This is a genomic window from Stenotrophomonas sp. STEN031 (assembly GCF_056759975.1).
In genome coordinates, this window is record NZ_JBRREA010000092.1 from 1 (window position 1) to 11,172 (window position 11,172).

Genomic DNA, 11,172 nt, shown 5'->3' on the forward strand with positions numbered 1-11,172 from the left:
GGGATCCGGGTCGTCGCGGCGCCCAACCCCGCCACCCCAACATCGCTGTACCAAGCTTTATCTGCGCTAGCTGTGTGGGTGGGTGGTGCGCGTTTTACGCCGCTCCCACAACGGCGGACACGCTAACGGTAAAGCCCTTGCCGAGCATGGCTCGGCACTACGGCTTCGTTCGGTGGCGCTAGATCACCCGCAGGGTGATGGCTTTCAGTACCGCGCGGGTGCGGTCGCGGGTGTCGAGCTTGTCGAGGATGGTCGACACGTAGTTCTTCACCGTGCCTTCGGCCAGGAACAGGCTGCCGGCGATCTCGCGGTTGCTGTAGCCGCCAGCCATCAGCCGCAATACGGCGACTTCCTTCTGGCTGAACAACTCCTTCGGCGCGTCGTCGGCGTGGTAGCGATAGCGCTGCCGTACCGCATCGGTACTTACCGGCTGCAGCAAGGTCTGCCCGGCGATGGCGCGGCCGATGGCGTCATGCAGGTCTTCCGGTGCTGCATCCTTCAGCAGGAAGCCCTGCGCACCGGCTTCGGTGGCACGCAGCAGCAGGTCGCTCTCGTCGAAGGTGGTCAGGAACACGCACGGCGTTTGATCGCCGCGCTCGCGCAGGGCCTTCAATGCCTGGATGCCGTCCATGCCCGGCATGCGGATGTCCGACAGGATCAGCTGCACCGGCTGTTGTGCGATCTGTTCGAGCAGAGCGTCGCCACTGTCGGCTTCGAACACGATGGTGATGCCGAGCTGCTGCAGCAGGGCGCGCAGGCCGGCGCGGATCAGGGCCTGGTCGTCGACCAGGGCAATGCGGGGAGAATCGTTCATGCCGGCAATTCCACACGAATCTGCAGGGCACCGGAAGCAGCACGTTGCAGCTGCAGGCTGCCGCCTTGTTCGTCGACGCGTTCGCGCATGCCGGTCAGGCCATTGCCAGGGCGTGGTTCGCCGCGCAACTGGCCATCGTCTTCCATCGCCAGCAGCAAGCGTCCGTCACGGCATTGCAGGGCAACCTGCAGCACCTTGGCATCGCTGTGGCGGGCGCTGTTGGTGAGCGCCTCCTGCACGCAGCGCAGCAGGGTTTCGGCCTTGGCGGTATCGCTGACCTGTACGTCGTCATCCAACTGCAGCTGCAGGCGCGGGCGCGGCAAGGGTGCGGCCAGTGCGTGCAGGGCGGTATCCATGTCGAGTTGGCCGCTGTCGCGCAGGCAATGCACCACGGCGCGGATATCGCCCAGCAGCTCGGCGGACAGCTGTTCGCACAGGGCCAGCTCGGGTGCAGCACCTGCTGGCGCAGCGAGTGCGCGCAGGTGCAGGCGCAGTGCGGTGAGCTTGTGCCCGGCGACATCATGCAGCTCGCGCGACAGGCGCAGCCGTTCCATGTCGCGGGATCTTTCAGCGAGCAGGGCGCGGGTGGCCAGCAGGTCGGCGTTGACCAGTGCCAGCCGGTCGCGCGCCTGCTCGGCGCTGCGCGCGTAGTGCGTGGTGAGCATGGCGAAGGCCTGGAAGCCGGCGAAGATCAATACCACCGCGGCCGGGTGACTGTGCACGTCGCGCAGCACCAGGTACATGCCCAGGTTGACCAGCAGCATCACCACCAGCGTGATGCGCAGTGGCCAACTCATTGCCACCTGCGCGGCCAGCATCACCAGCAGGGCGGGCGCCACGCCGCTGCTGGCGGCCAGGCGGATCACCGCCAGCGCTGCCACTGCCTCGACCAGCAGCGCCACGCTGCGCTGCGGCGACGGGCGCTCGTAGCTGGCGGCAAACAGAAAGGCGAGCAGGAACAGCAGGGCACTGCCCCAGCGCAGGGCCATCTGCTCGCCGGAGCCATAGGGCAGGGTGGCCGCTACCGCCAGCCAGGTCAGCAGGCCGGCGAGGTTGAGCGGGTGCAGCAGCCTGTGCCAGCGCGAACGGGGAGTGATTTCCATGCACGCATGCTGGTGGGCGCAGGCCTCAGCGGCAAGGGGTATGCAGCAGAAAGTGACTTCCGGCAGGGTCGATCAATGACTGCCGCGACTGCTGTGGCCGCAGCGGCTCACGCACGCTGTGCACAGGCCATCGCACTCCGCCGGCCGTCACTGGAGAGAGCTCCCCATGCCTGGATATTCCCTGATCGTCGCGCTGCATGTGCTGGCCGGCGTGGTCGCCCTGGTCGGCTTCTGGTCGGCGGCGTTCATGAAGAAGGGTTCGCCGCGGCATCGTGCGCTGGGCAAGGTGTATCTGGTAGCGATGGCAGTGATCGTGGTTACCGCGCTGCCGATCACCGTCCAGTTCGCTTTCTTCCGTCAGCAGCCGCTGTCGGCCTTGTTCCTGGCCTACCTGATGGCGATCACCGGCAACGCGACGTGGCTGGCCTGGCGTGCGGTCACCGACAAGCGCGATTGGAAGAAGCTGGTGTCACGGCCGGGTTGGCATCTGGCGGTGTGGCCGATGGTGATCCTGGCGCTGGTGGTTGTGGGCACCGGCATCCAGCATCGCCAGCCCTTGTTCCTGGGGTTCTCGTCGATTGGCCTGTGGGTGGGCTGGCGCATGCTGAAGTTCGCCCGCCGCGGGCCGTCGCGTCCGGATTGGGCGTTTCGCCAGCACTACCAGTCGATCCTGGGTGCCGGCATTGCTACCCATGTGGCGTTCCTCGGCATTGGCATGCGTCCGCTATGGCAGTGGCTGCGCAGCCACACCACGGTGCCGGCATTGCTGATCGAGCTGTTCCCGTGGGCGGCACCGTTGCTGGTGGCGGTAGCCGTTGGGCTCTATCTGGACCGCAAGTATGGTGGGCGGCGGGTGGCCAAGGTGGCAGCGGCGAAGGCGCAGTGAGCTGCCGCCGTCCCGAGACGTTTGGAAGTCCCCGGGTGCGCTTCGCTTACCCGGGCTACAGAGCACAGAAGCCGCCCTTGGGCGGCTTCTTCCGTTGCAGTGAGGTGGGCTGGCTCAGACGTCGCCGCCGTCGGCCCAGCCTTCGCCGCTGCCGCGCTGGAACACCGTGTCACCGTCCTGCACGTCGCCGGCAGGCAGATGTTCGGCGTCGGCCAGGCGGGCGTAGATCGGGGTGAAGTCCGGTTCGGTCGCGGCCATCAGCTGTTCGAAGCCGTCAATGACGAAGTAGCTCTTCTGGAAGGTATCGATGCGGTAGCGGGTGCGCATGATCCGCTCCAGATCAAAACCAATCCGGTTCGGCGCGGCCGACTCCAGCGAGTACAGCGACTCGCCCTTGGAGGAAACGATGCCGGCGCCGTAGATGCGCAGGCCCTCGGCGGTGTTGATCAGGCCGAACTCCACCGTGTACCAGTACAGGCGGGTCAGGTTCTGCAGTGCATCCGGGCCGATCGCGTGGGCCTTGACGCCACCGCGGCCATAGGCGGCCATGTAGTCGGCGAACACCGGGTTCATCAGCAGCGGCACGTGGCCAAACAGGTCGTGGAACAGGTCCGGTTCGGCGATGTAGTCGATCTGGTCCGGGCGACGGATCCACCAGGTCACCGGGAAACGGCGGTTGGCCAGGTGATCGAAGAAATCAAGCTCGGGCAGCAGGCCTTCCACCCCGACCAGGGTCCAGCCGGTGGCCGCGCCCAGCACTTCATTGAGCTGGTCGAAGCGCGGAATCATGTGCTCGCTCATGCCCATCTCGTCCTGGGCATCGAGGAACTCCTGGCAGGCGCGGCCAACCAGCAACTCACGCTGGCGCTGGTACAGGGTGCTCCAGGTGGCGTGGTCGTCGGCGCTGTAGCTGTCCCAGGGCTGCTCCACCACGGCGGTGGTATAGACCGGCACGTAACCCTTGTCGGTCTGCTGGTGTTCGACGCGGCGCGGGTTGGCTTCCATGGCGGCGGCTCCTGAAGGGAATAGATAACCGCATGGTAGGAAGCCTGCCGCGCAACAGGTGTGCGTAATTGCGCTGTCATCTGGTTATGACGCAATATTGTTGCGTCCATTCAATGGTGCGGAGCAACAAAGATGGCGTCGGTGAATCTTGATCGCACGGATCTGCGGCTTCTGGTCGAAATCCAGCAGCATGGCCGCGCCACCAACGCCGAACTTGCGGCGCGGGTGAATCTCTCGCCGTCAGCCTGCCTGCGACGGGTGCAACGGCTGGAAGCGGAAGGCGTGATCGCCGGTTATGGCGCACGGCTGGAGCCACGCGCGATCGGGCTGGGCCTGCAGGCCTTCGTGCGCGTGCAGTTGTCCAAGCACGGCCAGGCGGCCATCGATCACTTCGTGCAGGCGGTGCAGCTATGGGATGAGGTGGTGGCCTGCCATGCGCTGACCGGTGACATGGACTATCTGCTGCAGGTTTACGTACGCGACCTGGACCACTTCTCGGAATTCCTGCTCGACAAGCTGCTCAACGCGGCCGGTGTTGCCGACGTCAATTCCAGCTTCGTGCTGCGCACGGTGAAGGAGTTCCGCGCCCTGCCGCTGTCGCAGCTGGGGCGGTGAAGAAGGGTCGGTGTTGCAGCTTTCAAGCCCCTCTCCCGCACGCGGGAGAGGGGTTGGGGTGAGGGCGCTTCTGCTGTTGAGCTCTTGATCTGAAGGTCTATCAGCTTCGCGGCTTACGCCGCTCCCACAAAAGACTCTGCTGCCCTGCCGTTGACCCTCAACGCGCGGGCGCGTTGCAGTTCTTCTCGATGCCGCGCAGCTTCTCGATGCGGCTGCGGCTGTCCTGGCAACGCTGGTGCGCTTCGGCCTGTACGGCCGCAGCACGTGCCTCGGCATTGCGTGCGGTGGCTAGACGCGCCTGTTGCAGGCGGGCAATACCCGCGCGGATCTGCGGCATCGCCGCCATTGCCGCTTTCTCGCCTTCCAGAATCGCGCGGCCACGCTGCTCGAAATCGGCCGCGCCGATGTCCAGCACCGCCGGGCGGATCACCACGTCGGCGCGTGCCAGTTCCTGCTCACCCAGGCGCTGGCCCATGATGGTGATGGACTGGCCCACCGCACCCAGCAGGCCGGTCGGGCGCTGGCCGGTGGCGCGGCTGGAGATATCCACTGCGATAACGAACTCGGCCCCCAGCTGCTTGGCCGCATCCACTGGCACCGGGCTGACCACGCCGCCGTCGACATAACTCTTGCCACCGATGATCACCGGCTCGAACACACCGGGGATGGAGCTGGAAGCGCGCACCGCCTGGCCGACATTGCCGCGCACGAACACCGCGCGCTCGCCGGTTTCCAGTTGCGTGGCAACTGCAGCGAATGGCTTCTGCAGTTGCTCGGCGCGCTTGTTGCCGACCTGCGCGTTGACGTAGTCCTGCAGCTTCTGGCCTTGCACCAGGCCGCCGGAGAACAGGCGGATATCGCGGATGCTGGCTTCGTCCAGCGCGACGGCCTTCTGCTGCATCTGGAAGGCGTTCATGCCGCTGGCATACAGCGCACCCACTACGCTGCCAGCGCTGGTGCCGGACACCACCACCGGCTCGAAGCCATTGGCCTCCAGCATCTTGATCACGCCGATATGGGCGAAACCCTTGGCCGCGCCACCGCCCAGTGCCACGCCGATCTTGACCGGCCTTACCGGCGTGGTCGGCTGCACCGCTGTCGGCGGGGTGGGCTTGGTGTTCTCACCGCCACAGGCTGCCAGCAGGCCAAACAAGGAAAGGGACAGCAGCAGACGGACGTTGCGCGCTTTCATGATGAACAGGGGTATTGGAAAGGGCGCCAGCATAGCGCTTTGTGCTGGGAGGGCACGTGGCAGCAGGCGAAGTCGTTTAAATAGGGCTGCGATTCGGGTTCAGTGTGTCGAGGGAATGAGATCGCCATCCCCGCGCAGGCGGGGATCGCTCCGGCTTTTGAGGCTACCGCTTGAGCAAAAGCAAAGGCAGGAGCGATTCCCGCCTGCGCGGGAATGACGAGCCAAAGCCCAAAGCCAAGCCCACGGTTACGCTGGGCTTGGCTCCAGCAAGCAATCAGAACTTGTTGTCCCCATCCAGCAAACGCCCCAACCCACCCAGCACCGAGCCTTCACCACGGCTCTGCCCACCGCCCTGCGGTGCGGCGGCATACATGCGGCCGGCCAGGCGAGAGAACGGCAGCGACTGCAGCCAGACCTTGCCGGGGCCGGTCAGGGTCGCCAGGAACACGCCTTCGCCACCGAAGAACATGCTCTTCAGGCCGGCTACGCGACGCACGTCCATATCCACACCGGCGTGGTAAGCCACCACGCAGCCGGTATCCACGTCGATGCGTTCGCCCGCGGCCAGTTCGCGTTCCACCACGCAGCCGCCGGCGTGCACGAATACCCAGCCATCGCCTTCGAGCTTCTGCATGATGAAACCTTCGCCGCCGAACAGGCCGGTCATCACCTTGCGCTGGAAATGCACACCGACCTGCACGCCGCGCGCGCCGGCCAGGAAGCTGTCCTTCTGGCAGATCAGCTTGCCGCCGTGCTGGTCCAGCTTCATCGGAATCACGGTGCCGGGGTAGGGTGCGGCGAAGGCGACCTTGGCCTTGCCGTTGCCGGTGTGGGTGAACACGGTGGCGAACAGGCTCTCACCGGTGATCACGCGCTTGCCGGCCGACATCAGCTTGTCCATGAAGCCACCGCCCTGGCCCTCGTGGCGGCCGTCACCGAACACGGTGTCCATCTGTACCGTGGAATCCTTGAACATCAGTGCGCCGGCCTCGGCAATCGCGCTTTCGCCCGGGTCCAGTTCGATTTCCACGAACTGCATCTCATGCCCGATGATGCGGAAGTCGATATCGTCGGCACGGTTGCCCCTGCCACCCAACGGCGGCGGCGTCGGCGGCGGGCCGGCCTGGCCGCCGAAGTCGGCGATTTCGGTCACCGCCTGCCAGCCCTGCATGCCCTCGCGCCAGGCCAAGGCCTGGCGGCTGCCCTGGGCAAAACGGCGCGCGGCCTCGTCGTCCAAGGGGCCGACGCGGTCGGCCTGGCCGGGAATATGGAAATACCACTGGGTCATGGCAAGGTGCCTGGGCGGGAAGGAAGCCCCAAGTCTATGCGGCGCAGGGGCCAGATACCCCTGGCAGGCGTCATGCTGCTGAATACCTGAACGATTGCGATACGAATGTTGTACTGCAACAATTCCGTGCTAGGCGCAGTTCCCCATTCCTCCTCAACAGGCCCTTCTCCGCCATGTCCCCGACCCGTACCGTCCGCCGCCGCCTGCCGGCAGCGCATCCGCTGTTTGTCGCCGTTCTCGCCGTACTGCCACTTACCGCTGCCGCGCAGGATGCGACCCCGGCCCAGAAGGAAGCCGCCACGCTCGATGCGGTGAAGGTCACCGCCGCACGCAAGGTGGAGAACATCCAGGACGTGCCGGTGTCGATCAGCACCGTCAGCGGCGAGAAGCTCGACGCGCTGGCCTCCGGTGGTACCGACGTGCGTTATCTGTCCGGCCGCGTGCCCAGCCTGAACATCGAATCCTCGTTCGGCCGCGCCTTCCCGCGCTTCTACATCCGCGGTTACGGCAACACCGACTTCCGCCTCAACACCTCGCAGCCGGTCTCGCTGGTGTACGACGACATCGTGCAGGAAAACCCGATCCTCAAGGGCTTCCCGATCTTCGACGTGGAACAGGTGGAAGTGCTGCGCGGCCCGCAGGGTTCGCTGTTCGGCCGCAATACCCCGGCCGGCGTGGTCAAGTTCGACTCGGTGCGTCCGTCGCAGGAGTTCGAAGGCTATGGCAAGGTCGGCTACGGCAGCGACAACCTGTGGAACGTGGAAGCCGCCGTCGGTGGCGCTCTGAGCGCGCGCTGGTCGGCACGTGTGTCGGCCTTGTACCAGCGTCGCGACGATTGGGTGAAGAACACCGGCACCGGTCCGAATGACGGCCTGGAAGGCTATGACGAATCGGCCGTACGTGCGCAGTTCCTGTACGAGGGCGACAACTTCGAAGCGCTGCTGGGTGCGCACAAGCGTCACCTCAACGGCACCGCGCGCCTGTTCCGCGGCAACATCTTCAGGAAGGGCAGCAACGACTTCGTGCCCGGCTTCGACGAGAACAAGGTGTCGATCGACGGCCTGAACCACTCCGAGCTCGACAGCAGCGGTGCCAATGCGCGCCTGAGCTGGGACCTGGGCAACTACAAGCTGTCCTCGATCACCGGTTACGAAACCGTCGATACCTTCAGCGTCGGCGACATCGACGGCACGTCGGGTCCTTACTTCACGCCTGAGGTACCGTTTGCTTCGGAAACCGCCGATGGCATCCCCAGCCACTCGCAGTGGACCCAGGAGCTGCGCCTTGAATCGCAGAACGAAGGCCCGCTGAACTGGCAGGCCGGCGTGTTCTATTTCAAGGAAGACTACGACGTCGACAGCGTCAGCTACGACAGCACCAACGGCAGCAAGCAGGATGGCTTCCAGCGCATCAACCAGACCAATGATGCGTGGGCGGTGTTCGGCGGCCTGAACTTCCAGGCGACCGACAAGCTGGAACTGCGCGCCGGCGTGCGTTACACCGTCGACAAGAAGGACCTGAAGGTCAAGGATTACTGGAACACCGGCTTCTCGCCGTGCATTGCACCGACCCTGACCACGCCCCCGGGTATTGCCAAGTGCGACCTCGCCGGTCTGCTTGCCGCGCAGCAGGACGCCTATGCCAAGGGTGATGCTGTTGATCCCTACCTGTCGGCCTCGACCAAGGACAAGAAGTTCAACTGGGACTTCTCGGCCACCTACGCCGTCAACGACACCGTCAATGTCTACGGCCGCGTCGCCACCGGCTTCCGCGGCAGTTCGATCCAGTCGGCGGGTGCCTTCAACAACAAGACCGTGGCCGATCCGGAAACCGTGCTGTCGTTCGAGGCTGGCGTGAAGGCCGACTTCTGGGACAACCGTGCGCGCTTGAACGCCAGCGTCTACCACTACCGGGTCAAGGACCAGCAGCTGACCGCCGTGGGCGGCGCCGGCGGCAATGCCAACATCCTGCTCAATGCCGACAAGAGTGTGGGCCAGGGCTTCGAGCTGGATCTGCAGGCCTACCTGACCGACAACCTGCTGGTCACCCTGGGCAGCGGCTACAACCACACCGAGATCAAGGATTCCGATCTGAGCGTGGCGCCGTGCTTCTCCTGCACCGTGACCAATCCGGTCGTCAACGGCAAGGTGCTGATCAACGGCAACTCGCTGCCGCAGGCACCGGAGTGGACCCACAACATGACCGCACGCTGGTCGCTGCCGTTGGCCGATGGCACCCAGCTCTACGTGTTCACCGACTGGGCCTACCGCAGCGAAGTGAATTTCTTCCTGTATGAGTCCAAGGAGTTCACCGGCAAGTCGCTGCTGGAAGGCGGCCTGCGCGTGGGTTACCAGTGGAATGACGGTGATTACGACGTGGCGCTGTACGGCCGCAACATCACCAACCAGATCCGCGCCACCGGCGGCATCGACTTCAACAACCTCACCGGCTTCATCAACGAGCCGCGCCTGTGGGGCGTGGAGTTCAAGACCCGCTTCTAAGCGCAGGCTTGTGTGATGCAACGAAGAAGGCGCGGAGCAATCCGCGCCTTCTGCGTTCCTGTAGTGCCGAGCCATGCTCGGCAAGAGGCCTTGCAGATAGCCCAGCCGATCACCTGTTGGAGCGGCGTAAGCCGCGAAGCCGAGAGTCGACCAGATTGCGGTCGGGCTTGCGGTTCAAACAATGCAGGTTTCGCGGCTGACGCCGCTTCCACAAATCGGGGTCGGTGACGCCTCTGCCGAGCATGGCTCGGCACTACTTGGCGCTGCAGTGCGCGGCCAATCTAGCCCTTCTCCCGCATGCGGGAGAGGGGTTGGGGTGAGGGCAGCTTTCGCAGGGAAGGACCCTTGCCGAGCATGGCTCGGCACTACGGTTGGAGTTACCGATGAAGCGCCTGCCGAGCATGGCTCGGCACTACCGGGTCAGCGCAATGCCTCATGCAACACATCCAGCAATTGCTCGTTGTCATCACCGCGCTGTTCCCAGTACATGATGCCGCCAAGGCCTTGCTGCTTGACGTAGTCTGCCTTGATCCGCAGCGATTGCGGATCGTCGTAACTGATCATGCGGCGCTCCTTGGCATTCCACAGCCAGGGCACCTGCGCCTCATCATCCCAATGACGCTGCCAGTCCGGCGCGTTGAGGCGGGTGTGGACGATGTCACGCCAGGTAATGAAGCCACCTTCCTTGGTGAACTTCTGGAAGCGACCGTTGTTGTCCGTGCCGACATCACCAAAGGTGCGGCCATAGAAGGGCACGCCGACATTGATCTTGGAGGCAGGCACCCCTGCATCGAGGAAGTACTTCACCGCATCCACGGTGGTGCGGCCCTGCGGCGTAGCCAGTGGTGAGCGCGCAAGCCCGGAGTGATGTCCGGTGGTCTTGGTCAGGCTGCCGTAGAAGTCGTAGGTCATCAGATTGATCCAATCCAATGAGTTGGCGATGCGCGGCAGTTCCAGGCCTTCGGCGGCGCGGCCTTCGGCGGCGGCGATGGTCAGCAGGTAATGGCGCTTGCCGTTGCCTTCACGATCCAGGCGCGCACGCAGTTCTTCCAGCAGCACGGTGAAGTTCTGGCGATCATCCGGGCTGTGGCTGATGTCGGCATCGCCGAGCGTGGGGTATTCCCAGTCGATATCCAGGCCGTCGAGCTTGAACTGGTGCATCAGCGCAACACTGCTGTCGATGAAGCGCGCGCGTGCCGGTGCGGTGGCGGCGGCTTCGGAGAAGTTGCCGGCACCCCAGCCGCCGATCGACAACACGACCTGCAGTGACGGATTGTCCGCACGCTTGGCGACCACGGCGTGCAGGCGTGCCGGATCGACGTTTTCTGGCAGGTAGACGGTGCCGTCCAGGCGAACCACGGCGAATGCGAAGTTCACCACGTCGAGCTTCTGTGCAGACAACTGCAGCGGCTCGGGGCTGTCCATCACATAGCCGATCAGGCGCGGCGGTTGTGCTTGTACGGCGAAGGGCAGCAGTGCGGCGAGCAACAGCGCCTGCAGGCGCGGACTGCGAAGGAATACAGGCATGAGAGGTCCCGTAGTGAGAGGACCTGGGACTGTAACCGTAGACGCACAGTGCAGTGACAGGCGGTGACGTCGGAAACCATCGGGCCCACGGTAGAGCCGAGCCATGCTCGGCTGGGGCGTTACCGGTAAGCCTGCCGAAGGCCTTGTAGGAGCGGCATAAGCCGCGAAGCCCGTTTTGTTTAAATAGCAGGTATTCCGGCGATATTATTGGCCATCAGCTTAGCAGCTGACGCCGCTCCCC

Annotated in this window: 9 protein-coding genes; 3 read left to right on the plus strand and 6 right to left on the minus strand. The window is 64.7% G+C overall.

Going from position 1 to position 11,172, the window contains the following annotated elements; genetic code table 11:
- Positions 1 to 178: 178 nt before the first annotated feature.
- Together ACVOLQ_RS21610 and ACVOLQ_RS21615 are read right to left on the minus strand one after the other, a co-directional pair.
- Entirely contained in the window at positions 179 to 814 is a 636-nt protein-coding gene (locus ACVOLQ_RS21610) for a response regulator transcription factor (RefSeq protein ID WP_282271898.1), read from the minus strand.
- Positions 811 to 1,917 carry a sensor histidine kinase gene (locus tag ACVOLQ_RS21615; RefSeq protein WP_481529263.1) on the minus strand — a complete coding sequence of 369 codons (1,107 nt, stop codon included), beginning with the start codon at positions 1,915 to 1,917 and terminating at the stop codon, positions 811 to 813. The genes ACVOLQ_RS21610 and ACVOLQ_RS21615 overlap by 4 nt, the downstream gene beginning before the upstream one ends.
- Before the next feature lie 166 nt (positions 1,918 to 2,083).
- On the opposite strand from ACVOLQ_RS21615, the gene ACVOLQ_RS21620 reads away from it, so the two are divergent.
- The gene (locus tag ACVOLQ_RS21620) at positions 2,084 to 2,803 is read left to right on the plus strand and encodes a DUF2306 domain-containing protein (RefSeq protein WP_481529264.1); all 720 of its coding nucleotides are present in this window, start codon (positions 2,084 to 2,086) and stop codon (positions 2,801 to 2,803) included.
- A gap of 114 nt (positions 2,804 to 2,917) precedes the next feature.
- On the opposite strand, the gene phhA is transcribed toward ACVOLQ_RS21620, so the two are convergent.
- Positions 2,918 to 3,808, minus strand: coding sequence for a phenylalanine 4-monooxygenase (gene phhA, locus ACVOLQ_RS21625; protein ID WP_481529265.1), 891 nt, complete (start codon positions 3,806 to 3,808; stop codon positions 2,918 to 2,920).
- 132 nt (positions 3,809 to 3,940) lie between these two features.
- On the opposite strand from phhA, the gene ACVOLQ_RS21630 reads away from it, so the two are divergent.
- A complete protein-coding gene (locus tag ACVOLQ_RS21630; RefSeq protein ID WP_282271903.1) occupies positions 3,941 to 4,423 on the plus strand; it encodes an Lrp/AsnC family transcriptional regulator in 483 nt (160 codons plus the stop codon).
- A 157-nt stretch (positions 4,424 to 4,580) separates the two neighbouring features.
- Here ACVOLQ_RS21630 and ACVOLQ_RS21635 read toward each other — a convergent pair whose 3' ends face one another.
- A complete protein-coding gene (locus ACVOLQ_RS21635; protein ID WP_481529266.1) occupies positions 4,581 to 5,648 on the minus strand; it encodes a patatin-like phospholipase family protein in 1,068 nt (355 codons plus the stop codon).
- A 241-nt stretch (positions 5,649 to 5,889) separates the two neighbouring features.
- Positions 5,890 to 6,903 carry a TIGR00266 family protein gene (locus tag ACVOLQ_RS21640; protein ID WP_481529267.1) on the minus strand — a complete coding sequence of 338 codons (1,014 nt, stop codon included), beginning with the start codon at positions 6,901 to 6,903 and terminating at the stop codon, positions 5,890 to 5,892.
- Positions 6,904 to 7,076: 173 nt separating this feature from the next.
- Here ACVOLQ_RS21640 and ACVOLQ_RS21645 point away from each other — a divergent pair, with 173 nt between their 5' ends.
- Positions 7,077 to 9,404 (plus strand): TonB-dependent receptor, encoded by a 2,328-nt coding sequence (locus ACVOLQ_RS21645; RefSeq protein WP_313172814.1) that lies wholly within the window; start codon positions 7,077 to 7,079, stop codon positions 9,402 to 9,404.
- Positions 9,405 to 9,824: 420 nt separating this feature from the next.
- On the opposite strand, the gene ACVOLQ_RS21650 is transcribed toward ACVOLQ_RS21645, so the two are convergent.
- Positions 9,825 to 10,931, minus strand: coding sequence for a glycoside hydrolase family 18 protein (locus ACVOLQ_RS21650; protein ID WP_481529268.1), 1,107 nt, complete (start codon positions 10,929 to 10,931; stop codon positions 9,825 to 9,827).
- Positions 10,932 to 11,172 lie beyond the last annotated feature (241 nt).